This is a genomic window from Kribbella sp. NPDC049227 (assembly GCF_043197265.1).
Lineage (GTDB): Bacteria > Actinomycetota > Actinomycetes > Propionibacteriales > Kribbellaceae > Kribbella.
This window is the reverse complement of record NZ_JBICST010000011.1, coordinates 21,042-47,422: the sequence shown is the minus strand read 5'-3', so window position 1 is coordinate 47,422 and position 26,381 is coordinate 21,042. Positions and strand designations below refer to the sequence as shown.

Below are 26,381 nucleotides of genomic sequence, written 5' to 3'. Positions count from 1 at the left end.
GAATCCGCCCCCGGCCGCACTATGGGATCGCGCCACACAACATTGCGGATCGATGTGGATTCAGGCGCTACTTGTCCACAGTCACAGCTATCAAACCTGCCGATAGTGATAGATCGAACTATCGTGGAAGCATGGTCGATATCGAACAGCCGAAGAAGAAGGCCGCCGGCGTTCCGGCCGTGCTGTCGTCGTTCAAGTTCGGCTTCCGCGAGATGGGCCCGGCCCGGACCGGCAAGGTCTTCCTGAAGATGAACCAGGACGGCGGCTTCGACTGCCCGTCCTGCGCCTGGCCGGATCCCGACCACAAACGCAAGCACGCGGCCGAGTTCTGCGAGAACGGCGCCAAGGCGGTCGCGTGGGAGGCGACCCGCAAGCGGGTGCCGCGCAGCTTCTTCGCCGAGCACTCGATCGAGGCGCTGAACGAGATCTCCGAGTTCGATCTCGGCAAGCTCGGCCGGATCACCGAGCCGATGTTGCTGCGCGCCGGTGCCACCCACTACGAGCCGGTCGGCTGGGACGAGGCGTTCCAGGTGGTCGCGCGCCATCTGAAGGCCCTCGTCGACCCGAACGACGCCGTCTTCTACACCTCCGGCCGCACCAGCAACGAGGCCGCGTTCCTCTACCAGCTTCTGGTCCGTGCCTACGGCACCAACAACCTCCCCGACTGCTCGAACATGTGCCACGAGTCGTCCGGTACGGCGCTGTCCCGGGTGATCGGCAGCGGCAAGGGCGCCGTCACGCTCGAGATGCTCGAAGAGGCCGAGCTGATCGTCGTCGTCGGGCAGAACCCGGGCACCAACGCGCCGCGGATGCTCAGCCACCTGGAGATCGCCAAGCGCAACGGCGGGTCGATCGTCTCGGTGAACCCGCTGCCCGAGCCCGGGCTGATGAACTTCAAGAACCCGCAGCGCCCGCTTGGCTGGGTCGGCAAGGGTACGACGCTGGCCGACCAGCACCTGCAGATCCGGCTCGGTGGCGACCAGGCGCTGTTCCTTGCCGTCGGCCACCTTCTCATCGAGGCCGAGGCAGCCAACCCCGGCACCGTGCTGGACAAGTCCTTCATCGACAGCCACACCAGCGGCTTCGAGCTGTACTCCAAGCACAACGCCGAGCTCGACTGGGCTGCGGTCGAGCAGGCCACCGGCCTGCGTCGGGCCGAGATCGAGGAGTTCACCCAGCGGTTCATCGCCTCCAAGGCGACGGTGATCTGCTGGGCGATGGGCCTGACGCAGCAGCGCGAGGCGGTCGCCACGATCAGTGAGATCGTCAACGTGCTGCTCCTGCAGGGGAACATCGGCAAGCCCGGCGCGGGACCGTGCCCGGTGCGCGGGCACTCGAACGTCCAGGGCGACCGCAGCATGGGCATCTGGGAGAAGATGCCGGACGCGTTCCTGGACAGGCTCGACGCCGAGTTCGCGTTCACCTCGCCGCGCGAGCACGGCATCGACGCGGCCGACACAGTGAAACGGCTGCGGGAGGGCACGGTCCGGGTCTTCTTCGCGATGGGCGGCAACTTCGCGTCCGCGACACCCGACACCGAGGTCGTCCACCGCGGCCTGCGGCACTGCGATCTGACGGTGCACGTGTCCACGAAGCTGAACCGGTCCCACACCGTCACCGGGCGCGAGGCGCTGATCCTGCCGACACTAGGCCGGACCGACCACGACCACACCGCGGCCGGCCCGCAGTCGGTGACCGTGGAGGACTCGCAGGGCGCCGTACACCTGTCCACCGGGAACCTGATGCCGCCAGGCCCGGAGCTGAAGTCGGAGATCGGCATCGTCGCCGGGCTGGCGCAGGCCCTGGTTCCTGAGGTCGGGGAGATCCCGTGGCGGGACTTCGCCGACGACTACAGCCTGATCCGGCAACGGATCGGCCGGGTCGCGGACGGGTACGAGGACTTCGAGGCGCGGTTGCGAGCCAACGAGGGCGGCTTCCTGCTGGCCCATGCCGCGCGCGACCGGCGCGAGTTCCACACCTCCGACGCGAAGGCGCAGTTCACCGCGAACGACCTGAGTTGGTTGCCGACGGCACCGGGTCGGTTGCTGCTGCAGACGCTGCGCAGCCACGACCAGTTCAACACCACGATCTACGGGCTGGAGGACCGCTACCGCGGCGTGGACGGCACCCGTGAGGTGGTCTTCGTGAACCCGGACGACCTGGCCGAGCTGGGCCTGGAGGACGGCGCGTACGTCGACATCATCAGCGAGTTCCAGGGTGTCGAGCGACGGGCCAACGGGTTCCGTCTCGTCTCGTACCCGACCGCGCGAGGCTGCGTGGCGGCGTACTACCCGGAGACCAACGTGCTGATGGCCGCCGACGACGTGGCCAAGGGCAGCAACACCCCGGTCGCCAAGGGCCTCACGGTGCGGCTGGAGCCAGCCTCCTCCTGAACCAAGGCTGCAGCACAGCCAGTACGGCGGCCACCGCGGCGCTGGACAGCCACAGCCCCTCGGGGCCGGCGGACTCGAGAAGCTGGGTCACCGTCAGCGGCGCGATGGCGGTCGCGATGCCCCAGCTCAGGCCGAACACGGCCAGGTACCGGCCGCGGGCGTGGTCGGGCGCCAACCCGGACGCCTGCGTGAGGTAGCGGGTGAGCAGGAACAGATCACCCACGCTCCAGAGCACCGTGGCGAGCAGGAAGACGGCGAGAGTCTGCGCGAAGGCGCAGACGACGAGGCCGGCAGCGAGCAGGACGTAGCCGACCGCGATCGATCGGAAATCGTCGAGCTTCCGCACGCGAAGCAGGCGCTGGGTGACGATCAGAGTCACCGCCGACACGGCGAGGATGAAGCCAGTGCCGGACTCCGGCAGCCCTTGCTCGAGCAGGGTGAGCGGCACTCCGATCACCAACTGCATGTAGATCGTGGCGAAGACCGTGCCGCTGACCAGCAGCAACACCAGCCGGCGATCCCGCCACACCGCCACCGCGGTCGCCGGCACGTGCTCCCGCCGTACGTCGGCCGGAAGCGCAAGCGCGACGAGGACGGCGCAGGACAGGCAGGTGATCGCGTCGGCGACGAACAGCCACCGCAGATCCCAGTGACTGACCGCCGCCGCAAGCAGTCCGGCGAGGACTCCAGCCGCGGCCATCGCCGCGCCGAGCAGCCCGTACGCCGCTGGGCGGTCGGACGGATCGGTGACGTCGGCGATCGTCGCCTGACTGGGTGGTTCATAGATCTCGAAGGCGAGGCCCAGCAGGATCGCGGCCAGTACCGCGGACAGGAGAGTGCTGCTGAGCGCGATCCACAGCTGAGCGACGGCGCAGCCGGTCAGGCCGAGCACGATCGTGCGACGGCGGCCGAGGCGGTCCGCCAACTGCCCGCCGAGCAACCGGGACGGGATGGTGGCGACGCCGAAGACGGCCAGGATCAGCCCGGTCTCGCCGAGCGACGCACCGAACTCGACGGTGAGCACCACGCCCAGGAACGGCAGCGTGAACGCGCCGATCCGGTTGACCGCCCGAGCCACCACGAGGATCCAGACCGCGCGGGACAACCCACGCCAGGGCGCGGTCAGGGTCGCAGCAGCACTCATTGTGGACTCCATGACTATCTAAGTGGATATGATCGGTCACGCAACCCCGAGCCTACGGAGCGATCTCGTGACTGGTCAAGTCTCTTTTGATAGTCATACCCGGAACGTGCTGGCGGCGTCCGTCGAGTACGTGAACCGGCTGACGCCCGGGTTCTCCGGCGGTACGGCGTTCCCCGGGCCTGCGGATGCCGCGCAGGCAGTCGCCGAGGCGTTGGCCGCGATCGGCTATCCGCAGCCTTCCGTCCGGCAGGACGACGCGCGCCGGCTCACGGAGTTGGCCGGGCGGATGCGGATCGTCTTCGAGTCGGCGCACTCGGGCGATCTCGACCGGGCTGCCGACGAGGTCAACGCGCTGCTGTTGGACACCAACGCACGACCGCAACTGGACCGCAGGGACAAGGGCTGGAGCCTGCACTTCCACGGTCCGGACGACGGGCTGGTCAACGGCTGGGCAGCAGGCTGCGCGGCCGGCCTCGCACTCGCGCTGGGCAGTGACCTGGCCGGCCGCCTCGGCGTCTGCGCGGCTCCTCACTGCGACCGCGTCTTCATCGACGTCTCCCGCAACGGCCAACGCCGCTTCTGCTCACCGCAGTGCCAGAGCCGGGTGAAAGCCGCCGCCCACCGAGCCCGCCAAGGCTCGCCTAGTTGACGGTGAGCATCGGGTTGGCCGGATCCTCGTTGTCCACGACGATCTGTGCACGGGACCGCGGCTGGATCTGGTCGACGTACATCCGCTCCCCCGGGATGTAGCGATTGCGGTAGCGCTCCTCGGCCGCCGCGGCGGAATCCATCCACGCCTGGTCGCGCGCGGTGCCGCGACGCAGAACCGTGTCGAAGCTGACGTACACGTAGATCCGCAGGTCCCAGCAGTCGTCGAGCGCCGGCACCTGCAGGAATCCCCCGTCGGCCACCAGCACGGCGTCCGGGGCGGTCGTCCGAACAGGTGTTTCGGACAGGGCCCTCGCGCCGGGGTCTCTGATGGCAGCGGTGTACCGGCGGTCGCCGCCCGGACCGAGCGGCAGCAGGAGCCGCTCGCGGATCGCGTCGTGGTCCCAGGTGCCGAGGTAGTAGCTCTCCGGTGATTCGATCGGGTACGCCGTACGCAACTCGGGAGCACGCTTGAAGTAGTCGATCCCGACGCGGACGATCTCGCGATCGGTGCGGGCCTGCACAACGTCGGCCAACTCGTCCGCGAGCGTCGTCTTGCCTGCCGCGGAGCATCCGTCGATCGCGACGCGCACCGGATGCGGGCGCTCGACGGCCAGGACGATCTCGGCCAGTTCGGTCAGAGCCTCGGTGTGCACGACGCCATCCTTGCGCACCAACGGACGACGCCCCACCCGTTTTCCGGGTGGGGCGTCGTACCGCCTGGATCAGCCGACGGGGGTCAGTTCGCGCTCCTCCTCCGGGGCCGCGGGCGGCTGGATCGCGTGCTTGCCGGGCTTGCGGCGCAGCCACTTCGGCGCCCACCAGTTCGCGTCGCCGAGCAGGATCATCACACTCGGCAGGACGACCGCCCGGATGATCGTGGCGTCGAGCAGGATCGCGACGGCCAGGCCGACGCCGAGCTGCTTCATGTCGAGCGTGCTCAGCGTCGCGAAGACCGCGAACACCCCGATCATCACTGCCGCCGCGCTGGTGACCACACCGGCCGATCCGGTGATGCCCTCGGCCACCGCCTGCCTCGTCGGTACGCCGCGCAGTACCGCCTCACGGATCCGGCTGACGACGAACACGTGGTAGTCCATCGACAGACCGAACAGCACCACGAAGAGGAACAGCGGCAACCAGGACACGACCGCACCGTTCGACCGGAAGTCGAGGATCCCCTCGGCCCAGGTGTTCTGGAAGACCGCGGTCACCACACCGTACGCCGCGGCCGCGCTCAACAGGTTCAGCCCGATCGCGGTGACCGCGACCACCACGGACCGGAACGTCACCATCATCACGATCAGTGTCAGCAACAGCACGAACCCGATCACGAGCGGCAGCTTGGCCCGGGTGTGTGCGGCGTAGTCGACGTCCGCGGCGACGAACCCGCCGACGGCGTACTCGGCTCCCGGCACCTTGCCGACCGTCTCCGGCATCAGTTCCTTGCGCAGCTTGGTCAGCGAGTCACGCGCCTCCTGGCTTCCACCCTCGTACGGCGTGGCGACCTCGAGCGTGGTCACGGTCCCGTCCTTGGAGACCCGCGGCTCCTCCAGACCGTCCTGCGCGAAGAGCTTGTCGTCCTGCGTGCGCTTCACCAGGTCAGCCAATGCGGCCTTGACCGCGGGCGCCTGGTTGGCCGGCGCACGGACGGCGACCTCGTGGCTCGTCCCGGTGCTCGGGAAGGCCGCGGTGAGCCGGTCGTACGCCTTCATCACCGCGGTGTCGCGCGGCAGGTCCTCGGTCCCGGGGAACTTCAGCGTCATCCCCAGCGCCGGCGACGCGACCGCGAGCAGTGCGACGACGGCGATCATCAGCGTGGCGACCGGGTGCTTCAGCGCCGGCTTCAGCACGGCCGGCCAGAACCGCGGCTTGGCCTTGCTCGCGGTCAACCGCCAGACGAGGGGGATCCGCGGCCGGTCCACCCAACGACCGAGCTTCGCCAGTACGGCGGGCAGCACGGTCAGCGAACCGACGACAGCCACCGCGACGACCAGGATCGAGCCGACAGCGAACGACGAGAACACCGCGTCCCGGGCCAGGAACAACCCGGCCATCGAGATGATGACCGCCGTACCGGAGACGACGACGGCGTGGCCTGACGTCGCTGCCGCGATCTCGACCGCGTCGACGTGCCCGCGGCCCTTCGCGCGTTCCTCACGTTCGCGACGCAGGTAGAAGAGTGAGTAGTCGACGCCGACCGCCATACCGATCAGCAGGATGACGCTGTTCACCGCGTCGACGGCCGGGATCAGCTGGGACGCCGCCGCCGACAGGCCGATCGCCGCTGCGACGGCTGACAGCGCGAGCAGGAGCGGTACGGACGCCGCGATGAGTGCGCCGAAGGCGATCAAGAGGATCGCCAGTGTCACCGGCAGGCTGAACATCTCGGCGCGCTTGAAGTCCTTGCCGAGCGTCTCGTTCAGCGCCTTGTCGATCGACAATCCACCGACCTCTTCGATCCGCAGCGTCGGGTACTGCTGCTGGATCTGGGCGGTGGTGTCCTGCAGCGGCTGGACCCGGTCGTCCCCGTCGCCGTCCTTCAGGGTCACCTGGACGATCAGCGCGTCCTTCTTCGGCGACGGCATCGGCTGAGCGACCTCCGCGACCCCACCGAGGGCGCGCATCCGCTGGATCACCACGCCGGCGGCCTTGGTCGCCTCCGCCTGGTCGAGCGTTCCGGACGGCGAGGTGATCAGCACGCTCTCCACGTCCGGGTCGGCGAAGTTGCCGGACTTGACGATGTTGTCGGCCCGGGTCACCTCGCCGATGTCGCCCTCGTTCTCGGACTCCTTGGTCCCGGTCATCGAGCCGACGGCGAAACAGGCGATCACGACGACCACCCACATCGCCATCGCCCGCCACGGATGGGTGGCGCTCCATCGCGCCGCCCGGACCGTGATCTGTCCCCTGGCCATAGCTTCCCTGCCCCTCTGCGCCCCCTCAGGCGCCCCGCCCCAGCGCTCCCTGGCGTGGGCGCTGGCTGCACGTCAAAAGCCTGGCTGGGACAGCGGGGTCACCACTATGGAGGAAGCCACCGAGTGCACCCTGAAGCCAGCCCCACCCCGGCCCCTGAGTGGCCCTTGGGGGGCTGCCGGGGCGTGATCGGACGGGTGCGGGCCGGAGTCAGAACTCGTCGAGATTGAGCGAGGAAGCGGCTGAAACGCCCTCCAGATACCCCTCCGCACGCTCAGCCTTGGGGTAGCGGTGCACGAGCTCCCAGAAGGCCGCGTTGTGGGCCGGTTCGACCAGATGGGCCAGCTCGTGGATGAGGACGTAGTCGACCACCCAGGCGGGCATCGCCTGCAGCCGGGTGGACAAACGGATCGATCTGTCCGCCGGAGTGCAGGATCCCCACCGTCTGTTTTGGTTCGAAACCCACCTCACAGACGCAGGTTCGGGCACTTCTGGAAGATGACGACACGCGAGTTCGTGTGCTCTGGACAACAATTTTTCGTCCGACACGCGGGATCTGCTGCGCTGCTTGTCCAGCCGCGCCAGCATGGTCTCGACCCAGCGCGCCTCCTCCGCGGCGGACAGCCGGTCGGGCATCAGCACGACCACCCGCTCCCCGTCCCGGTAGGCGCTGACGGTCCGCTTGCGCCGCTTGCTGCGGCGGATGTCGACGTACGGCGGGATCGGGCCTGGGGTCGAGCGCGGTGGAGAGTCGGCCATGCGTCAAAACGTACCCCCAGAATCCGACAACTTTCTTCTGTCCACATCCTGTGCATCAGTGTTTCCGCAGGTCAGACGCCAGATCTTGGGCCGGCTGATTCCGGTTGTTCACACCCTGTTCCCCCGCCCGTCCACAGCACCTGGCGGCGCGTCCCACAGGTTGCACACAGAGTTATCCACAGGCGTGGACAACCGGGGCTTGCCTGCGCGGCGCCCGCCTCCTAGCGTCATGGTCAGCAGGCTCCCGGACCGCCTCCGGGGCCGTTCGGAGGGGAAGCCGAGCGGTTCCGAAGGCGAACCACCGGGAGCCTGTTCCGTTGCTGCCACGCGGCTTGGAAAAGGCTTTCCTCGGGGCGTCCGAGCGGCACGCGGGCCGGCAGGTGCGCTTGAGCCTGCTCCCGCCTGCCGTAGGGTGAATCCCGACTGGGCCGAACGGCCTACGGCAGGACGGTCTGCCGTTAGCATCCACGACGGCCTGGGGCGAGAGCCCCGGCTGGTATTCAGAGCAAGGAGAGGGCCCTCATGGCAGAGACCTGGAGCGGCGAGTTCTACTGCGTCAAGTGCAAGGCCAAGCGCACCGCCGACGGCGAGGTCAAGGTCAACGACAAGGGCACGCGCATGGCCAAGGCCAAGTGCCCCGAGTGCGGTACGAACCTGAACCGGATCCTCGGCAAGGCCTGACGCACCAAGTCGTAGGGGCGGTGGAACGACACGCAACGTGTCGTCCACCGCCCCTCCGTCGTCCCGGCTTGGGCGACCCGACAGAATGGGTACGTGTCGGACCTCCCCCGCAAGGCGCTGAGCCGGACCGCGAAGCTCGCCAGCCTGCCGCTCGGTGCCGCCGGCCGGGCCACGGTCGGACTCGGCAAGCGGATCGGCGGTGCGCCGGCCGAGGCCGTGTACGCCGAGTTCCAGCGCCGGACCGCCGACCAGTTGTTCTCCGTCCTGGGCGAGCTCAAGGGCGGCGCGATGAAGTTCGGGCAGATGCTGAGCCTGATGGAGTCGGCGATGCCGGAGGAGCTGGCGGCGCCGTACCGGGCCACCCTGACCAAGCTGCAGGACTCCGCCCCGCCGATGCCGGCCTCGACCGTGCACACGATCCTGTCGCGCGAGCTGGGCAGGCGCTGGCGGGACCGGTTCGAGGAGTTCGACGACCTGCCCGCGGCGGCCGCGTCGATCGGCCAGGTGCATCGCGGCATCCTGAAGGACGGCCGCGAGGTCGCGGTCAAGCTGCAGTACCCGGGTGCCGCCGAGGCGCTGCGCGCGGACCTGCGCCAGCTCGGCCGGTTCGCCCGCACCTTCGGCACGCTGGTCCCCGGCCTGGACATGAAGCCGCTCGTCACCGAGTTGCAGGAGCGGATCGGCGAGGAGCTGGACTACGACCGCGAGGCCCAGGCCCAGCAGCAGTACGCCGACGCGTTCAAGGACCACGACGAGTTCGTCGTTCCCCGGGTCATCAAGCACTCCCCCTCGGTCATCGTGTCCGAGTGGCTCGAGGGCCGGCCGCTGTCGTCGATCATCACCGACGGCACCAAGAAGGAGCGCAACACGATCGGGCTGAAGTACGTCCGGTTCATGTTCAGCGGCCCGAAGTACGCCGGTCTGCTGCACTCGGACCCGCATCCGGGGAACTTCCGGGTGATGCCGGACGGACGGCTCGGAGTGGTCGATTTCGGGCTGTGCGCGCGGCTTCCGGACGGTCTGCCGCCGGCGATCGGGCGGCTGCTGCGGATCTCGCTCGACGGTGACGGTGTCGCCGTACGGGACGGACTGCGGGCCGAGGGCTTCATCAAGCCGCGGATGGAGATCGACCCGGACCTGCTGATGGACTACCTGGCGCCGTTCGCGGAGCCGGCCCGGGAGGAGACGTTCCAGTTCAGCCGGGCCTGGATGCGCGCTCAGGCGAACCGGACCGGGGACTTCCGGTCGCCCAGCGCGACGCTTGCCCTCAAGCTCAACATGCCGCCCTCGTACCTGCTCATCCACCGGGTCTGGATCGGCGGCATGGCCGTCCTGTCCCAGCTCGAGGCGAAAGCCCCGTTTCGCGCCGTCCTGGAGGAGCTCCTCCCCGGCTTCACCGAGGACTGACTCAGTGCTCGTCGTGGCTCAGGACCGGCACCGACCGCAGGGTGATCGCCAGCGCGGTGGCGACCAGGGTCAGGACCACAGCGGTGATGCCGGCGGCCAGGTGCAGTCCTGCGGTGAACGCGTCCTCCGCCTGGGCCAGTACGTCGCCAGGCACGCCCTGAGCGATCGCCTCGGCCAATGAGTTGCCGCCGCGGCCGTTCATCTGGCGCCGGTACGCCGCGGTGACCACGCTGCCCAGGATCGCGATGCCCAGCGCGTAGCCGAACTCGTTACCGGTCTGCGTCAGCGCGCCGGCGGATCCGGCCTTCTCCGGCGGGACGGAGCCGATCACCAGGTTCGTGCCCAGCGTGACCAGCGGAGCGGGGCCGACGCACTGGACCGCGAAGGCGATGACCAGGACGGCGGTCGACGTCGCCTGCGTCATCACGGCCATTCCGACCACCGTAAAGGCGATGCCGGCCGGAATCAGCACGCCCGGGCGGATCCGCTGCGCCAGCCGCGGCGCCACCTGGAAGGCGACGGTCGTGGTGATCATGCCCGGGACCAGCGCGACCCCGGCGGCCAGCGGCGACATGCCCTGGACCAGCTGGAAGTACTGCGCGACGAACACCATCACGCCGCCGGACAGCATCGAGAAGCACAACATGCTGCCGAGCGTGACCGTGAAGGTCATCCGGGTGAACAGGCGTACGTCGACCAGCGGGTCGGCCAGCCGCTGCTGGCGTCGTACGAAGATCCAGCCGAAGACTCCGCCGGCCACCAGCGCGCCGGCCGCCGTCGCGCTCGCACCGTGGGCGGCGAGCTGCTTCAGGCCGTGGATCGCCGGCAGGATCGCGGCCAGGGACAGCAGCACGCTCGGGAGATCGATCCGGCCCGCCTTCTCGTCGCGGTACTCCGGCAGCAGGAACGGCCCGACCGCGACCAGCACTGCCATCGCCGGTACGCCGATCAGGAACGCCGAGCCCCACCAGAAGTGGTTCAGCAGGACGCCGCCGACGATCGGGCCGATGACAGCGCCGACGGTGAAGCAGCCGGCCCAGATCCCCAGCGCCTTGGCCCGCTGCTGCGCGTTCGGGAACAGGGTGCTGATCAGCGACAGCGTGCACGGAGCGATCGCCGCACCCGCGATGCCGAGTACCGCGCGGGTCACGATCAGCATCTCGGGGCTCGTCGAGTACGCCGCTGCCACCGAGGCGACACCGAACAGCGCGGCGGACGCGAGCAGCAGCCGGCGGCGGCCGATCCGGTCACCGATGTTGCCCATCGTGATCATCAGGCCGGCCACCATGAAGCCGTACACGTCCAGGATCCACAGCTGCTGGCTGCTGGTGGCGCCCAGCGCCTCGGTCACCGCGGGCACGGCCAGCAGCATGACGAACAGGTCCAGTGACACCAGTAGCGTCGCGAGCGACAGAACTCCCAGTCCGATCCACTGCCGCCGGCTGGTCGTCGCTGGCACGCTCTCGGTGAGGGTCATGATCCGGTTCCTTCCGCTGGAGTGCTTTCACCCCTGCGTCGGGCGGATCAGGCCGGATTCGACACCCGGTTCAGAACTTTTTTCACCAGTAGACGGGGTCCAGCTTCCCCTCGATGCTGCGGACGTTCTCCCGGGCGCACCGGTCGCAATACACCAGCTTGCGACCGTCCTCCACCGAGGTCATCCAGGTCAGCGGCACGTCCTCCGACTCCGCCTGCTGACCACACAACGCACAACTCACTCTCACCATGCGCTCAGTCTGCACCTTCCCGCGTCCGGGCATGGCCGAGGGGCGGCATCCGGTGGATGCCGCCCCTCGGTGATTCAGCTGGTCAGGCTTGAGTGCCTGCCGGCCGGTCCTCCCTTTCGGACCGGCCCGCGGGCGATCTGTTCTTTTCTGGTGGTCAGACCAGGCGTGCGAGTGCGAGGCGCGCCCTTGCGCTGGCCCTCTCAGCTCGCCGGCCGGCCCGCTCGGCTCGCTTCTGCGCCCGCTCGATCTTCCGAGCAAGGTGGAAGCGCCGGTTCTGCTCTGCGTCGTTCAATGTAGAACGACAATGAGCACGAGCAAGATCTTCGTTCATTAGATGCATTTCCATTCTCCTGCGTGAAGTCTGTGTCGTCATGGCTCGGTTTCTCGATTCGGGTTGGTTCGTCAGGCTGCGGTTACGGTGTCACTCTTGCGGGGACGCCCACGGGGCCGCTTGCGCGGAACCACCACTCCCTGGACGAACAGTTCGCCGCCCCACACTCCCCACGGCTCGGAACGCTCGAGCGCTCCGGCCAGGCACTCGGCCTTCAGCGGGCAGGTGGTGCACAGCGACTTTGCGTACTCGACGTCCGCCGGCGATTCGGCGAAGAAGAGTTCTGGCGCGTAGGACCGACAGGGCAGGTCCTGCGACGTTGCCACCTCGGTGAAGACATCGAGGAAGCTCACGCTCATTCCGGTCACCTCCCAGTGACTTGATGCTGATCTCTTGTCGTCGGTGACGACCTCCGGGCGAAGGCCGCCAAATCTGTGGACAAACACTGGCTGATCAAACAGAAAGGCCGCGGGACCCTTTTCGGGTTCCGCGGCCTTGGAGGTGCCGGGCTGACGTCTGTCAGACCGGTGGACTCCATGCTCGAGAACCCGAACCGCCGTACTTCGCATCGCCGACAGCTCCGCCCTGGATCGGGGCAGCGCCGGAAGCCATGAGCACAACGGCCGCGAGGTGCGTGCGCGGGAAGGCACCCAGGATCTGGGCGCACGGCAGCGCTACAGCGTCGCTGAACGGCTTCTTGACGATGTTGATCGTGATCATTTCCAGGGCACCTCCTCTCGTTGTGGCGAAGCGGGCGGTTAGCTCGATCGCTATGGTTGTTTGAAGTTTTCGGCCAGGCTTCGACCGCAGAAAGAACAGTACGCCGTCCCCGTCGGAGCCCGCAAACTATTTATCGCCAGTTCGCGAAGTTGGCCGGAAGTTGCCGCCTCGGCGTCCGAATCTGGCTGCCTCGACGGTCTTCCGGCACGCTCCGGGACGTCATCCGCACGCTCCGGGATCGTTGCCTGTGTCACCTAATTGCCACGTCTGCCAGGAGCAGAACACGGCCTGTCCTCCAGGGTGCGCCCCACTCCCCCTGCCTGGCAACACATTTCCGGCCAGTAGCCATGGTCTGCCCGGAAGGGCAAGTCATCGGCAGGACGGGATCAGCGCGTGCAGAGGGTCAGGATGTGGGCGCCGTACTTGGTGAGTTTGGTGTGGCCGATACCCGGGATCCGGCGGAGGGCCTGTTCGTCGGCGGGACGAGTCTCGGCGATCGCGGTCAGGGTGGCGTCGGTCAGGATGACGAAGGCCGGCATGCTCTCGGACTCCGCCTGCTCGGTGCGCCAGGCGACCAGGGCGTCGTACAGATCCTGGTCGATCGTGGAGGGGCAGTCCTCGCAGCGGCCGAGTTTGCGGGCACCGGGATCGAGCAGGCCGCGGCCGCAGACGCGGCACTTCGGGATCGGCCGGCCGGCCCGGGCGGCACGCTCGGAGCGGTCCGTGGACGGCTCCCACGCTGTCGGTGGCCGGGACGTACGGACGCCGATCGGGTCGAGGAACCGGGTCGGACCCCGCTGACCGCGCCCACCTGGGGAGCGTGACGTCGACCAACTGATGAAGAGCTGGTCCTTCGCCCGCGTCACCCCGACGTAGAACAGCCGCCGCTCCTCCTCGACCTGTGCCGGCGTCTGGGCGTAGCTGATCGGCAGTGTCCCCTCGTGCGCGCCCACGATGAAGACGCAGTTCCACTCCAGGCCCTTGGCCGCGTGCAGCGTGGCCAGCGTGACCCCTTCGGCCAGCGGCGCGTGCTGGATCGAGGCCCGCCGGTCGAGCTCCGCCATCAGATCCAGCAACTTCGCCGACGGATTCTCGGCGGCGAAGTCCGAAGTCATCGTCACCAGCGCGCTGAGCGACTCCCACCGGTCCCGGACCGCACCGGTCCCGGTCGGCGGCTCCGGCGTCCACCCCGCTCCGCCGAGCACCCCGGTCACCACCTCGACCAGATCGTCCGAGACGTCCCCGGCCTTGGCCTGTCCCCGCAGCAGTACGGCGGCCTGCCGAATCTCGGCGCGCTCGAAGAACCGCTCGGCACCCTTCAGCACCGCCGGGATCTTCCGCTCGGCCAGTGCCTGCTCGAAGTTCTCCGACTGGGCGTTGGTCCGGAACAGTACGGCGATGTCCCGCAGCTGAGTCCCCTCGTCGCGGAGCCGGGCGATCGCCCGCGCCACCGCGTCGGCCTCGGCGACCTCGTCGGAGTACTCGCGGTAGACCGGCACCGGACCGGCGTCGCGCTGGGAGCGCAGTGTCACCCGGCCGGGCAGTCCGGACGGCCCGGCCGCGTCGAGGATCTTGTTCGCGACATCGACGATCTGGGGAGTGGACCGGTAGTCGCGGACCAGCTTGATCACGTTCGCCGACGGGTGCCGGGAGGCGAAGCGCACCAGGTTCTCCGGCTCGGCGCCGGCCCAGGAGTAGATCGTCTGCGCCGGGTCACCAACCACGCAGACGTCCTCACGGCCGCCGAGCCACAGGTCGAGCAGGCTCTGCTGCAGCGGGCTGACGTCCTGGTACTCGTCGACCACGAACGTCCGGTACTGCCGGCGGATCTCCGCCGCCACCCGCTCGTCCTCCGCGAGCAGCGCGACCGCACAGAGCAGCACGTCCTCCAGATCGATCCGGCCGCGCTCCAGCTTCACGTCCTCGTACGCCGCGAAGATCCGCGCGATGGTCGCCGGGTCGAAGGCGGCCAGCGTCCGGCCCGAGCGGGGCGCCAGCTTCGCGTAGTCGTCCGGTCGGACGTTGCTCACCTTGGCCCACTCGACCTCACCGGCCAGGTCGCGCAGCGCGGGCGTGTCCACCCGGACCCGGCAGCGCGACGCCGCCTCGGTGAGCAGCGGGAACTTGCGATCCACGATCATCGGCAGCTCACCGCCGTACACCTTGGGCCAGAACCATCTGGCCTGCCGCAGCGCGGCGGAGTGGAACGTGCGCGCCTGGACACCCTCGACGCCGAGCTGAGCGAGCCGGCCGCGCATCTCCCCCGCGGCGCGCTGGGTGAACGTCACCGCGAGCACCCGCAGTGGGTCGAACGTCCCGGTCCGCACGCCGTACGCGATCCGGTGGGTGATCGCCCGGGTCTTCCCGGTGCCTGCTCCGGCCATCACCACGACCGGTCCGTGCAGCGAGGTCGCGACCGCTCGCTGCTCGGGATCAAGCGCCTCGAGCAGACTGTCCGCGGAACCCACGGCAACGGATTGTGTGAGATCGCTCACGGGCTGGGACATGCGGGAAGAGCACCACCTGCGGCGTGGTTCGGGTAGGACGAGAGCAACCCTAGACGGGTCGCCGGACAGAATCCGCGCCCACTTGCAGAAGGAGACAGCCGATGGCGGCTTTCACGATGTACTCGACCCCCTGGTGTGGCTACTGCCACCGCCTCAAGGGCCAGCTGAAGCGGGCCGGGATCGAGTTCACCGAGGTCGACATCGAGCAGGTCCCGGAGGCCGCGCAGATCGTCGAGAAGGTCAACAACGGCAACCAGACGGTGCCGACGGTGGTCTTCCCGGACGGGACCGCGATGACGAACCCGTCGCTGGCCCAGGTCGCCGAGAAGCTGGCCGCCTGACCCGGCACCACCAGTACGACGCGCGCGGCGCCGGCCCTCATGGGTCGGCGCCGCGAGTCATAGGGCGCGAGTTATGGACTTTACGGTCATGACCGTTATACCGTCGCGGGACCCACCTCGCAGGGAGCCCGCCCATGATCCCGCGCAGTTCAATCCGCCATGCCCTCCTCCGCATCGCTCTGGTCCTGGCTGTCGTGCTGGGACTGCTCGTCACCGGCGGCCCAGCCGCCACCGCCGGTCAGGACCCGCACCGGCCACCGCCTGATCTCTTCCCCTCCGAGAACGGTCCGCTCACCCCGGACCGCGGCCGGACCAGCAAGGCCGCCGACGTCATCCAGGATCTCGGCGCACCGATCAGCTCCCTCACGATCATGGAGGGTGCCATCGGGCGCACACCGGACGGCCGCGACGTCGTGTACGCCGTACCCGCCGGTGAGAACGCACTCCTCAACGTCGTCGACCTGCACTCCCGCCAACTGCTCAACACAGTGACGCTCAACGGAGCCGCCGGCGCGTGGGCGATCGTGGTGGCCGCGGACGGCCGCGTGTACGTCGGCACGTACCCGAACGCGCACCTCTATCGCTACGACCCGGCCGACGGCACGCTCAGCGACCTCGGCCAGCCGATCCCTGGCGAGTCACAGATCTACGGCCTCACCGCCGACCAGAACGGCAACGTGTACGCGGGCACCTACCCGACCGCACACGCCTTCAAGTACGACGGCAGCACCGGACAGGTCACCGACTACGGCTCACTCGACCCGGTGCAGCAGTACGCACGGTCGACGGTGTACGACCCGGACCACAACGCGCTGTTCGTGGGCATCTCCACTCCGAACGCGAGACTGCTCCGCATCGACCTGGCGACCAGTGCCGTCGAGGACATCACCCCACCGGGTCTGCCGGCCAAGGACTTCATCGACCTCGACTACGCAGGTGGCCGGGTCTTCGCCAACGCCAGCAGCCGTCTGATCGTGGTCGACGCGGTCACAGGTGAGCAGCTCGAGTTCACCGACTCCGAGACCGGCAGTCAGGTCACGGACTACGCGATCGCAGCCCGCGGTGTGTCCGCGGCCGGTCCAGGTGGCGTGTACTTCACCACCAGCACGCTCGCTCTCACCCACTACGACCTCGACACCAACACGATCGGCCCGGTGTCGCCAACGGTCCGGCTGACCCGTGGCGCTTCGATCGGCTACGGCTGGGTCACCGAGAACGGCGTACCGGTGCTCTACGGTCTGGCCGGCAACTACTCCGGCGGGACGTTCCGGTACGACCCGCAGACCAGAACGCTTGCGCAGTGGAGCTCACCGTTCCAGTACGTGCCGGTGCCACTCATGCACGCGCTCTCGGACCCGTCCGACGGCAAGGTCTTCGTCAACGCGTACCTGAACGGGTCCACGTCGGTCTACGACCCACCAACGGGCAAGTCCACGGTCACCACGCGACTGGGCCAGGTCGAAGGCTGGGCGTGGGACACCACCGGCAAGATGTACGTCGGCGTCTACCCGTACGGCCGCCTGTCGCTCTGGGATCCGCACGCACCGGAGAGCCCGACGAACCCCCGTGAGCTGTTCAGTCTGGTCGACAGCCACCACCAGAACAGGCCCATCGCGGTGGTCCCGTCCGGCGACCATGTGTACGTCGGCACCACTCCCGGGTACGGCGAGTACGGCGGAGCCATCACGGTGTACGACGTACCGACCGGTGCGTTCACGGTGTACCGCGATGTGGTGGTGGACCAGACGATCGCCTCGATCCTGCCGATGGGAACAACCCTCTGGGCGGGCTCCGGTATCGAAGGCGGCCAGGGCACCGAGCCGCGCGCGACCGAGGCCCACCTGGTCAAGGTCGATCCGGCGACCGGCTCCGTCAGCACAGACGTCGTCCCCGTGCCCGGCGCAGCCAGCATCAACGAACTCAGCATCGGACCGGACGGCAACCTGTGGGGCCTCGCGGACGGCACTGTGTTCGTCGCCAACCCCACCACAGGCCAGGTACTGCGGACCATCCCGGTGTTCACCGGCAGGACCGGAGCCAACGACGGAGCACTGTCCTGGCGCGACGGCTACCTGTACGGCGTGACCGGCGGCCGCCTGTTCGTCGTCGACAGCCTCAACGGCGATGCCACCGTACTGCGCGACCACGGCCTCAACCGGCTCACGCAGACAACGGACGGCACCTACTACACGTTGCTGCGCCCGGACGGCTGGACCAACCCGACCAATCTGGCGTCCTACACCCCACCGGCCGACCCGTGTCCCCGGTCGGACCTCCGGACCACCGTGTGGACCGGGAACGTCAACAGCTACGTGATCAACCGCAACGTGCGCTACGGCTGCACGCTGACCGACGAGCTACCGGACGCGTCAGCCGACTGGCCGAACCACGCCGCCTACGTTCGCGCCGTGGACAAGACAGTCGGGCAACTGGAGTCCGATGGCACGGTGGAGCGCTGGGAAGGAGTCCTCATCCGGGTCTCCGCGTCCCGCTCCGACGTCGGCCGGTGATCACCAGCTACCGGTGAGGTCCTCTCCGTACCAGCCCTCGATCAGGCGGCGGGAGATGGAGATGCTGCCGGGGAGGGCCATCGTGCCGGCTTCGACCAGTGCACGAAGGTCCTCCCTGGTGAACCACCTGGCCTCGGCGATCTCGTCGTCGTCGACCTCGATGTCGGTGCTCGCCGCCTTCGCGTAGAACCCGAGCATCAGGCTGGATGGAAGTGGCCACGGCTGGCTGCCGGCGTACTCGATCTCGGCCCCCACGACCACTCCGCTCTCCTCGAGCACCTCACGCCGTACGGCGGCCTCCAGCGACTCGCCGGGCTCGACGAAGCCGGCCAGCGTCGAGTACCGGCCCTCGGGCCAGGCGCCGTTGCGGCCGAGGAGTGCGCGGTCCTGGTCGTCGGTGACCAGCACGATGATCGCCGGATCGCTCCGGGGGAAGTGGTGCGTGCCGCACGCGGGGCAGTCCCGCACGTGGCCGGCTTCGACCACGACGGTGTGCTCACCGCAGTTGGCGCAGTGCGTGTGGACGGCGTGCCAGTTGGCCAGACCGATCACGTGCACCGCGATGCCGGCCTCACGGTTGTCCAGGACCACGCCCATCTCGCGCAGACCGGCGTACGACTCGTCCGGCTCGCCCTCGGCCAGGACCGCGAACACCGCGCGGCCGTCGGCGGTCTGACCGGCGCCCGACTCGCGGTCGATGCCCAGGAAGACCCGGGTGCCCTCCGGCGCCTCGGCGGGAGCGAGCAACCGCAGTTCGGTCCGTTCGGGGTTCACCAGCATCTTGTCGCCGATCACCACCGCCACCTGTGTGTCGGGAGCGGCCCAGGCCTTGTCCAGCCAGTCGGCGTCTCGTCTGCGGTCGGCCGCACGGTCCAGCACGGACCGGGACAGGGCTAGGGAACCAGGAGCGATGGAGTAGGCCACGTGACTCAACATATCCCGGCACCGTGAGAGCATCCCTCGCATGAGTATTCACATCGCCGCCGAGAAGGGGCAGATCGCGCCGCGGGTGCTGTTCCCCGGCGACCCGCTGCGGGCCAAGTGGATCGCGGAGACCTACCTGTCCGACGTGACCTGCTACACCGAGATCCGGAACATGTTCGGGTTCACCGGCACCTACAAGGGTGAGCGCGTCTCCGTGCAGGGCTCGGGCATGGGCCAGCCGTCCGCGGCCATCTACGCCAACGAGCTGTTCGCGGAGTACGACGTCCAGACCCTGATCCGGGTCGGGACCTGCGGTGCGCTGACCGAGGCCGTCCGGGTCCGCGACGTCATCGTGGCGATGTCCGCGAGCACCGACTCGCAGATGAACCGGCTGCGCTTCCACGGCATCGAGTACGCACCGACCGCGGACTACCAACTGCTCCGCGCCGCGGTGGACGCGGCCGAGGCGGCCGGCCTGAACGTGCACGTCGGTCAGGTGTTCTCCGGCGACCTGTTCTACAACGACCGCCCCGATCTGGTGGCGCGGACCGCGGAGTACGGCGTACTGGGCATCGAGATGGAGGCTGCCGCGCTCTACACGCTGGCGGCGAAGTTCGGCCGCCGGGCGCTCGGCATCATGACGGTGTCGGACCACCTGATCACCAAGGAGGAGACGACCGCCGAGGAGCGGCAGACCACGTTCTCCGAGATGATCACGATCGCCCTCGACGCGGCGATCGAGGTGCCGGTCTGAACCGGGTCGCCACCGCCCTGGCCGCCCTGCTCCTGCTGACCGCCTGCTCGTCCGGCTCCTCCAGCACAACACCAGAGGCAGACAAGCCCGAGGCGAGTGGCACGACCAGTACGACGCCGACCGCGGCAGCGACCGTGATGGCGCCCATCAAGGCGACCGCGGTCGTCGCAGGCCTGTCCGACGCCGGCTACAAGTGCAGCAACGACGGCGCCTACAGCATCTGTACGTCGGGAGCCGCGACGGTGTGGGTCCTCATGGGCGGCCACCCACGCCCACCGGTGGTGTCGCTGCACTCCGCCGGACCGGCGGACGTCGCGTCGGCCGAGATCGCCAAGGTCCTGCCGAAGACGCTCGAGATCGCCCACATCAACCAGGGTCAGCAGATCGTGGACTGGTTCGGGCAGCAGGAAGGCAAGACCACCGCCCAGCTCACCGTCGGCGACTGGCTGGTGGAGTACTCGGTCGAGGTCGACACCGAAGAGCCCGGTGCGCACCTCACCCTCACCGACAAGCTCTGCAAGTCGAACTGCCAAGCAGAGTAGGGACCGGCTACGCCGCGACCAGCTTCGGCAGGACCTGACGGACCCGGTCGGCCAGCAGGTCCGGGACCTTGTCCGGGTCCGCGGCGTAGCCGACCACTGCCTGCTCGAAGAGTCCGTCGACGAGCGCGTACGCGGTGGGTGAGTCGACAGTCGGCGAGCCACCGGCCAGATCGGCGTACCGGTTGAGGATGCGCCAGATCATCTGCTCCAGCAGCTCGTCGATCGCGGTGACGTCGGCGCGCAGTTGCTCCTCGAACATGCTCTGGGCACGCAGGTCGTACCAGAGCCGGTGCATCGCGGTCTCCTCGACCAGCGTCTGCGTCATCTTGCCGAGGAAGCCGACGGCCAGCTCGTCCGCCGACTCCGCGGTCTCCACGACCTCGTCGTACCGCTGTGCGCACTTGGTCTTGTAGTACCGCACGCAGTAGCTGATCAGGTCGATCTTGTCCCGGAAGTAGTAATGCACGACGCCGTGCGTGAACTCGGAGTTGTTCGCGATCTCGCGCAGGCTGGTCCGGGCGTACCCGAGCTCGCCGAGCGTCTTCAGCGCCGACTCCGCCAGCGCGATCCGGCGGCGCTCGACCTTGTCGATCCCGGACACCCGGGCAGACCGGGTCGGCTCCGCGGCATCCGCCGTCACACTCATCGCCACTCCCTTCCGCAGCCGGGATCGTCGGCGTCAGAGTACCCCGCCACGGGCCAGGCGCGTCCCGTGGCGGGGAGATTTCTTGACAAGTGTCAAACAAAGTCTTGACGACTGTCAAAAGGCTGGCCAGAGTGTGAAACGACCACGGTGCGCTTCGAGCAAAGGAGCTTCAGATGGGCGGACTCGATCTCTCCGGCCGCAAGGCCCTCGTGACCGGCGGGGCCCAGGGGCTCGGCGAAGGGATGGCGAAGGCCCTCGCGGCGGCCGGCGCCAAGGTCGTGATCAGCGATCTGCAGAAGGACCTCGGCGAGTCCGTCGCCGATGCGCTCGACAGCGAGTACGGCGGGGGCCACGGCTTCGTCGCACACGACATCACCGACGAGGGCGACTGGGAGAACGCGGTCGTCGCCGCCAACGACATCCTCGGCGGTCTCGACATCCTGGTGAACAACGCGGGCGTGGAGATCACCAGCCTGCTCACCGAGGTGACCGCGGATCAGATCCGCAAGATGCTCGACGTGAACGTGCTCGGCACCACGCTCGGGGTCAAGTGGGGCCTGCGGACGATGCGGCCGGGCGGCCTGGCCGGCAACGGCGGCGCGATCATCAACGTCGCCTCGGTCGCCGCCACGATCGCCTTCCCCGGCATCGCGGTCTACTCCGCGACCAAGTCCGCGGTGGACCGGCTCACCCGCGTCGCCGCGATGGAGTCCGGCAAGCTCGGGTACGGCGTTCGCGTCAACTGCATCTACCCCGGTCTGGTGCCGACTGCGATGGGTGCGGGGCTGGCCAACGACTGCGCGGAGCTCGGACTGTTCGAGTCGCCTGAGGCCGCGGTCGCGGCAGTGATCGGCCTGACCCCGGCCGGCCGGCTCGGTGAGGTTGCCGACATCGCCGACGCGGTCGTCTTCCTCGCGTCGGACGAGTCGAGGTTCATCACTGGCATCGGGCTGCCGGTCGACGGCGGCATGGGGATGTGATCGCGGATGACCACGAAGCCCGTCGTCGTGTACGGCGCCTCCGGCTACACCGGCCGGCTGGTGTGTGAGTACCTGCGCCAGTACCACGTCCCCTTCGTGGCCGCGGGCCGCGACGAGGGCAAGCTCAAGAAGTCGATGGACTCGCACGTGGCCGGGATCGAGACCGCCGACTACGAGATCGCCGCCGTCGAGCACGACGTCACCGCACTGACCGACCTCTTCAAGGGCGCCTCCGTGGTACTCAACACGGTCGGACCGTTCAGTGAGCTCGGCCCGGCAGCGGTCGAAGCGGCTCTCGCGGCCGGAGCGCACTACACCGACACCACCGGTGAGCAGAACTGGCTGATGACCTGCGACGAGACGTACGGCCGCAAGTTCGCCGACGCCGGTCTGGTGCTGGCTCCCGGGATCGCGCAGATGTACACCACCAGCGAGATCGCCGCGCAGCTGTGTCTCGAGGAGCCCGGCCTGGACACCCTGGACATCGCGGTGTTCTGGGGCGGCAGTCCGACGATCGCGTCCACCCGCAGCATCCTGGTCAACGCAGCCACGTCCAAGCCGCACTACCTGGAGCGGAACGAGTACGTCGAGTTCCCCGAGCAAGGCGTCGTACCGCTGGTGGTGCCAGGGCAGCACGAGCTGGCGCTGTCACTGCCCTGGGGTGGCATGTCGCATCCGGTCTGGTTCAAGCGCGACCCGCGGGTCGCCAACTGCAAGGCGCAGGGCGGTGTCTTCAACGTCGCACTGATGAACGGCGTACCGCAGATCGTCGCCGGCGCACTCGAAGCCACCAAGGACATGGCTCCGGACGAGCGCAGTGCGGCGCTGGGCGAGACCGCGCGCCAGGTGATGAACCAGATGCCGCCCCGGGAGAACCCGCGGGTGAACAAGACCCTGGACTCCGTGCACGCCTCCGGTCCGCTCGGCCGGGCGCACTGTGTCATCCACGGCAACAGCAACTACCAGCAGACCGGTCTGTTGCAGGCGTACGCGGCGTACTCGCTGCTGCAGATGCCGCCGAAGCGGGTCGGGTTCGCCAGTGGTTGCCAGGCGTTCGGTCACCGCGAGCTGCTCGGCGTACTGCGCAGCTTCGGGCTGGTGTCCGAGCCACAGCTCACGGTGCTGCACTAGGGAGATTGCAGTGCGACTGGTCGACTACCTCGACAAGGGCGCCTCGCTCGGTCCGGACGCACCCTGCCTGACCACGGACGGCGAGACACTCTCGTACGCCGAGGTCCAGCAGCTGTCCTACCGGATCGCAGCCGGCCTCGCGGCGAGTGGTGTCGAGCCGGGCGGCAAGGTGGCGATCCTGGCGGCGAACGATCCGATCGCGTTCAGCTGCGTGTTCGGGATCAGCCGCGCCGGCGCCGTCTGGTGCCCGATCAACCCGCGCAACGAAGCGGCGGAGAACCGCGAGTTGCTCGACCAGTTCGACTGTGAAGTGCTGATCTACCAAGCCGCGTTCGCGCCGCTGGTGGATCGGATCCGGGACGCGCTGCCGAAGATCCGTACCTTCGTCTGCGTGGACCAGGATCCAGGCTCCGGTCAAGACCCCCACCTCATCGGCCGGAGCCGAACCGTCGGCTGGGACGCGTTCTGCGGGGGCGTGTCCCAGCCGGCACCTGATCTCACCGGTCCCGACGATCTGGCGTTGATCGTCGGTACCGGTGGGACCACAGGTCGCCCGAAGGGGGTGATGCTGAGCAACGGCAACCTCGAGACGATGACGGCGCTGACCCTGATGGGTTATCCGTTCGGCGACCGGCCCGTGTACCTCGCACTGGCGCCGTTGACGCACGCGGCCGGCGTCCTGTGCTTCCCCGTCCTGGCGTCCGGCGGCGAGATCGTCATCATGCGGACGCCCGACGTCCATGCCTTCCTCCGGCTGATCCCGCGGCATCGCGTCACCCACACATTCCTGCCGCCGACGCTGATCTACATGGTGCTCGCCGCGGCCGAGCTCGACAGCACGGACCTCTCGTCGCTGCGCTGCTTCTGGTACGGCGCCGCGCCGATGTCGGTGGCGCGACTCGAGGAAGCGCTGCGGCGGATCGGCCCGGTGATGGCGCAACTGTTCGGCCAGACCGAGGCGCCGATGATGATCTCGGTCATGCCGCCGTCCGCGCATTTCGATGCCGACGGCAACATCGCGCGATCGCGGCTGTCGTCGGCCGGGCAGCCGTCGCCGCTGGTGACCACCGCGATCATGGCCCCGGACGGGACCCTGGTCCAACGCGGCGAACGCGGTGAGATCGTGGTCCGCGGCTCGCTGGTGATGAAGGGGTACTACCGCAATCCCGAGGCCACCGCGGCCGCGTCGCGGTACGGCTGGCACCACACCGGCGACATCGGCTACCTGGACGAGGACAACTACCTCTACATCGTGGACCGGGCCAAGGACATGATCATCACCGGCGGCTTCAACGTGTACTCGACCGAGGTCGAACAGGCGTTGATGGCGCACCCCGCCGTCCAGGACTGCGCCGTGATCGGCCGCCCGGACGACAAGTGGGGCGAGCGGGTCGTGGCTGTGGTCCAACTCCAGTCCGGCACCACGATCGACCCCGGCGAACTGATCGCGTTCGCCAAGCAACGCATCGGCAGCGTCAAGGCCCCCAAGGAGATCCTCGTCTGGCCCGACCTGCCCCGCTCCAAGGTCGGCAAGGTCCTCAAGCCCGACATCAAGGCCCGCCTCGCCGCCGAGGTCGGCTAGCTGGCGGTCGCCGCGGTCGAGGCGACGATGATCGTGGCGGTGACCGCGGCCTGCATCTCGGTGACCGCCTTCTTCACCGCGTCCGCGGCCCAGTCCGAGTCGGCCAACTGCTTCGCCCGCTGCTTCAGCGCCTTCTTGTCCACCGCATCGGTGACGACCTTCGGTACGACGTTCAGCGCGCTCAGCAACGCGATCAGGGCACCGGTGCGCTCGTTCGGAGTCGTACCCACCTTCAAGGCGCTGTCCAGAGCCGTCCGCACCTCAGCCTCGTGCCGCGCGTCCTTGGCCGGCCAGCGCGTGACCGGGAACAGACCGAGCACCTTGTCTTCGTCCGCCTGCAACACGCCGCGCCCTGCGAGCTGCATGAGCAACCGATCCCGCAGCTTCTTCGACAGCCGGCCGATCCGGTCCTTCGGCCGCTTGCCAGGCTTGTCGGCGATGAAGGCGAGCCGCTCGTCCAGGATCGCGTCACCGGTCGGACTCGGGTCGAGCACCTTCAGGCGACCGGGCTTCACTCCGTCGCCCGCGGTGGTGATGTCGATCTTCCCGAGCAGCGTCAGTTCGATCAGGACCGCGCCCGCCAGCGCGTAGTCCAGACCCGGTGACCCGGCGATCGGCTTCCCGGTCTCGTCGTCGTACAGCAGTAACAAGAGATCCTCGGCAATCAACATGCCTCCAACGTAGGCAGGCCGATCGGCCATCCGCATCCGCCGCGCGGGTTACCCGCCGTATCCGCCTTCAGTAGTGGTGGCCGTTGAGTTCCACCGGCTCGCCCAGCTCCGCGGCGAGCTCGCTGAGGAAGTCGGGCGAGAAGTAGTACCAGTGGATCGAGCGCACCTTGCCGTCTTCGGTGCGGACACGCATCATGTCGTTCACCGCGGTACTGCCGTCGCGGACGATCCGGATGACCACCACGGTCTCGCCCCACAGGTCCCGGACCTCAGCGGTGTAGCGGTACGGCTTGGACAGGTCGAGCGTGTGCTCGATGGACCCGTCGCGCATCTGGTCGGCGCCGTACTCGGTGAGGACGCCCATGATCTCGCTGTGCGCGTCGGCCAGGAGCAAAGCAGTCAGCCGGGGTACGTCGTACGCGTTGAACGCTGCGGCGACAGCGTCGAGCAGGCGGCGGTCCGGCGCCTCGCGCACCTTGAGGGACTGCTCCCGCTCCGGTGAGTCCAGTCGGCCGCGCCCACGGTGCAGCGCGGCCTTGACGGCGCCCACGGACGTCCGCAGTACGTCGGCCACCTCGGCGAGCGTGAACCCGAACAGGTCTTTCAGCGCGAGTGCCGCCCGCTCCTGCGGCGGCAGCAGCGTCACGAGCTCAGCCCAGGCGTCCCGTACCTCAGCGGGATCCGCTGTGGTCGGTGCGACCTGCTCCACGGCGTCCACCAGGACCGGCTTCTGCCGGCGGTAGCTGTCGACGTACGCATTGGTCGCCACGCGAAACAGCCACGCCCGCGGGTTCGCGATCGGGCTGTGCGCCTGCGCAGCCTGGGTGAACGCTCGCGCCAGCGACTCCTGGACCAGGTCCTCGGCGTCGAAGGCGTTGCCGGTCAGGCGGCGGCAGTAGGCGTACAGGTCGGAGCGCAGCGGCTCCAGCCGGTCGAGGAAGTCCCTGCGCGCCTGCCGCGCGGCTCGGAGCTCGGGCAGGTCGAGTGCGTCAGTCATGGTCATACCAGTCTGGACGGCTGCGGGCGCCGCCAGGATACGGGCCGGTTTCGATGCACAGTCAGCTATC

Annotated in this window: 24 protein-coding genes; 11 read left to right on the top strand and 13 right to left on the bottom strand. The window is 68.6% G+C overall.

The window, feature by feature from the left end; all coding sequences use genetic code 11:
* Nucleotides 1-131 precede the first annotated feature (131 nt).
* Nucleotides 132-2,393 (top strand): FdhF/YdeP family oxidoreductase, encoded by a 2,262-nt coding sequence (locus tag ACGFH6_RS41150; protein ID WP_393396093.1) that lies wholly within the window; start codon nucleotides 132-134, stop codon nucleotides 2,391-2,393.
* On the opposite strand, the gene ACGFH6_RS41145 is transcribed toward ACGFH6_RS41150, so the two are convergent.
* A complete protein-coding gene (locus tag ACGFH6_RS41145) occupies nucleotides 2,362-3,537 on the bottom strand; it encodes an MFS transporter (RefSeq protein ID WP_393396090.1) in 1,176 nt (391 codons plus the stop codon). The two genes, ACGFH6_RS41150 and ACGFH6_RS41145, sit on opposite strands and share 32 nt — an antisense overlap.
* Nucleotides 3,538-3,604: 67 nt before the next feature.
* Here ACGFH6_RS41145 and ACGFH6_RS41140 point away from each other — a divergent pair, with 67 nt between their 5' ends.
* On the top strand, nucleotides 3,605-4,186 hold the full coding sequence (locus ACGFH6_RS41140) for a CGNR zinc finger domain-containing protein (RefSeq protein WP_393396087.1): 582 nt from the start codon (nucleotides 3,605-3,607) through the stop codon (nucleotides 4,184-4,186).
* On the opposite strand, the gene ACGFH6_RS41135 is transcribed toward ACGFH6_RS41140, so the two are convergent.
* The 3 genes from ACGFH6_RS41135 to ACGFH6_RS41125 all read right to left on the bottom strand — a co-directional run bounded on the left by ACGFH6_RS41135 (nucleotide 4,179) and on the right by ACGFH6_RS41125 (nucleotide 7,860).
* A complete protein-coding gene (locus ACGFH6_RS41135) occupies nucleotides 4,179-4,841 on the bottom strand; it encodes a uridine kinase (protein WP_393396084.1) in 663 nt (220 codons plus the stop codon). The genes ACGFH6_RS41140 and ACGFH6_RS41135 overlap by 8 nt on opposite strands.
* Before the next feature lie 69 nt (nucleotides 4,842-4,910).
* Nucleotides 4,911-7,103, bottom strand: coding sequence for an MMPL family transporter (locus ACGFH6_RS41130; protein WP_393396081.1), 2,193 nt, complete (start codon nucleotides 7,101-7,103; stop codon nucleotides 4,911-4,913).
* A 208-nt stretch (nucleotides 7,104-7,311) separates the two neighbouring features.
* Complete coding sequence (locus ACGFH6_RS41125; RefSeq protein ID WP_393396078.1) at nucleotides 7,312-7,860, bottom strand: YgjP-like metallopeptidase domain-containing protein; 549 nt, start codon at nucleotides 7,858-7,860, stop codon at nucleotides 7,312-7,314.
* A 522-nt stretch (nucleotides 7,861-8,382) separates the two neighbouring features.
* Here ACGFH6_RS41125 and ACGFH6_RS41120 point away from each other — a divergent pair.
* Complete coding sequence (locus ACGFH6_RS41120) at nucleotides 8,383-8,541, top strand: DUF5679 domain-containing protein (protein ID WP_012922897.1); 159 nt, start codon at nucleotides 8,383-8,385, stop codon at nucleotides 8,539-8,541.
* A 93-nt stretch (nucleotides 8,542-8,634) separates the two neighbouring features.
* Nucleotides 8,635-9,948 carry an ABC1 kinase family protein gene (locus ACGFH6_RS41115; RefSeq protein WP_393396075.1) on the top strand — a complete coding sequence of 438 codons (1,314 nt, stop codon included), beginning with the start codon at nucleotides 8,635-8,637 and terminating at the stop codon, nucleotides 9,946-9,948.
* 1 nt (nucleotide 9,949) lies between these two features.
* Here ACGFH6_RS41115 and ACGFH6_RS41110 read toward each other — a convergent pair whose 3' ends face one another.
* The 5 genes from ACGFH6_RS41110 to ACGFH6_RS41090 all read right to left on the bottom strand — a co-directional run bounded on the left by ACGFH6_RS41110 (nucleotide 9,950) and on the right by ACGFH6_RS41090 (nucleotide 15,233).
* Nucleotides 9,950-11,425, bottom strand: coding sequence for an MFS transporter (locus tag ACGFH6_RS41110; protein ID WP_393396073.1), 1,476 nt, complete (start codon nucleotides 11,423-11,425; stop codon nucleotides 9,950-9,952).
* Nucleotides 11,426-11,507: 82 nt separating this feature from the next.
* On the bottom strand, nucleotides 11,508-11,675 hold the full coding sequence (locus ACGFH6_RS41105) for a hypothetical protein (RefSeq protein ID WP_393396070.1): 168 nt from the start codon (nucleotides 11,673-11,675) through the stop codon (nucleotides 11,508-11,510).
* Nucleotides 11,676-12,077: 402 nt separating this feature from the next.
* Nucleotides 12,078-12,365, bottom strand: a complete 288-nt coding sequence (locus ACGFH6_RS41100) for a WhiB family transcriptional regulator (protein ID WP_131285495.1) — start codon at nucleotides 12,363-12,365, stop codon at nucleotides 12,078-12,080.
* A gap of 160 nt (nucleotides 12,366-12,525) precedes the next feature.
* The gene (locus ACGFH6_RS41095; RefSeq protein ID WP_393396066.1) at nucleotides 12,526-12,726 is read right to left on the bottom strand and encodes a hypothetical protein; all 201 of its coding nucleotides are present in this window, start codon (nucleotides 12,724-12,726) and stop codon (nucleotides 12,526-12,528) included.
* Between the two features lie 386 nt (nucleotides 12,727-13,112).
* The gene (locus ACGFH6_RS41090; RefSeq protein ID WP_393396063.1) at nucleotides 13,113-15,233 is read right to left on the bottom strand and encodes an ATP-dependent DNA helicase UvrD2; all 2,121 of its coding nucleotides are present in this window, start codon (nucleotides 15,231-15,233) and stop codon (nucleotides 13,113-13,115) included.
* Between the two features lie 101 nt (nucleotides 15,234-15,334).
* Here ACGFH6_RS41090 and ACGFH6_RS41085 point away from each other — a divergent pair, with 101 nt between their 5' ends.
* Entirely contained in the window at nucleotides 15,335-15,574 is a 240-nt protein-coding gene (locus ACGFH6_RS41085) for a mycoredoxin (protein WP_131516319.1), read from the top strand.
* 134 nt (nucleotides 15,575-15,708) lie between these two features.
* Nucleotides 15,709-18,084 (top strand): PQQ-binding-like beta-propeller repeat protein, encoded by a 2,376-nt coding sequence (locus ACGFH6_RS41080; RefSeq protein ID WP_393396059.1) that lies wholly within the window; start codon nucleotides 15,709-15,711, stop codon nucleotides 18,082-18,084.
* On the opposite strand, the gene nudC is transcribed toward ACGFH6_RS41080, so the two are convergent.
* Nucleotides 18,085-19,008, bottom strand: coding sequence for an NAD(+) diphosphatase (nudC, locus tag ACGFH6_RS41075; protein ID WP_393396056.1), 924 nt, complete (start codon nucleotides 19,006-19,008; stop codon nucleotides 18,085-18,087).
* A 40-nt stretch (nucleotides 19,009-19,048) separates the two neighbouring features.
* On the opposite strand from nudC, the gene deoD reads away from it, so the two are divergent.
* Nucleotides 19,049-19,762, top strand: a complete 714-nt coding sequence (deoD, locus tag ACGFH6_RS41070) for a purine-nucleoside phosphorylase (RefSeq protein ID WP_393396053.1) — start codon at nucleotides 19,049-19,051, stop codon at nucleotides 19,760-19,762.
* Between the two features lie 137 nt (nucleotides 19,763-19,899).
* Nucleotides 19,900-20,304 (top strand): hypothetical protein, encoded by a 405-nt coding sequence (locus ACGFH6_RS41065; RefSeq protein WP_393396050.1) that lies wholly within the window; start codon nucleotides 19,900-19,902, stop codon nucleotides 20,302-20,304.
* Nucleotides 20,305-20,311: 7 nt separating this feature from the next.
* Here ACGFH6_RS41065 and ACGFH6_RS41060 read toward each other — a convergent pair whose 3' ends face one another.
* Nucleotides 20,312-20,950, bottom strand: coding sequence for a TetR/AcrR family transcriptional regulator (locus ACGFH6_RS41060; RefSeq protein WP_393396047.1), 639 nt, complete (start codon nucleotides 20,948-20,950; stop codon nucleotides 20,312-20,314).
* 173 nt (nucleotides 20,951-21,123) lie between these two features.
* Here ACGFH6_RS41060 and ACGFH6_RS41055 point away from each other — a divergent pair, with 173 nt between their 5' ends.
* Genes ACGFH6_RS41055 through ACGFH6_RS41045 form a run of 3 tightly spaced genes read left to right on the top strand, consistent with a single transcriptional unit; the run spans nucleotide 21,124 to nucleotide 24,643 of the window.
* Nucleotides 21,124-21,930 carry an SDR family NAD(P)-dependent oxidoreductase gene (locus ACGFH6_RS41055; protein WP_393396044.1) on the top strand — a complete coding sequence of 269 codons (807 nt, stop codon included), beginning with the start codon at nucleotides 21,124-21,126 and terminating at the stop codon, nucleotides 21,928-21,930.
* 6 nt (nucleotides 21,931-21,936) lie between these two features.
* Complete coding sequence (locus ACGFH6_RS41050; protein ID WP_393396041.1) at nucleotides 21,937-23,061, top strand: DUF5938 domain-containing protein; 1,125 nt, start codon at nucleotides 21,937-21,939, stop codon at nucleotides 23,059-23,061.
* Nucleotides 23,062-23,071: 10 nt separating this feature from the next.
* The gene (locus ACGFH6_RS41045) at nucleotides 23,072-24,643 is read left to right on the top strand and encodes a long-chain fatty acid--CoA ligase (protein WP_393396038.1); all 1,572 of its coding nucleotides are present in this window, start codon (nucleotides 23,072-23,074) and stop codon (nucleotides 24,641-24,643) included.
* On the opposite strand, the gene ACGFH6_RS41040 is transcribed toward ACGFH6_RS41045, so the two are convergent.
* Together ACGFH6_RS41040 and ACGFH6_RS41035 are read right to left on the bottom strand one after the other, a co-directional pair.
* Nucleotides 24,640-25,314 carry a GPP34 family phosphoprotein gene (locus ACGFH6_RS41040; RefSeq protein WP_393396035.1) on the bottom strand — a complete coding sequence of 225 codons (675 nt, stop codon included), beginning with the start codon at nucleotides 25,312-25,314 and terminating at the stop codon, nucleotides 24,640-24,642. The two genes, ACGFH6_RS41045 and ACGFH6_RS41040, sit on opposite strands and share 4 nt — an antisense overlap.
* A 67-nt stretch (nucleotides 25,315-25,381) precedes the next feature.
* Nucleotides 25,382-26,311, bottom strand: a complete 930-nt coding sequence (locus ACGFH6_RS41035; protein WP_393396032.1) for a sigma-70 family RNA polymerase sigma factor — start codon at nucleotides 26,309-26,311, stop codon at nucleotides 25,382-25,384.
* Nucleotides 26,312-26,381 lie beyond the last annotated feature (70 nt).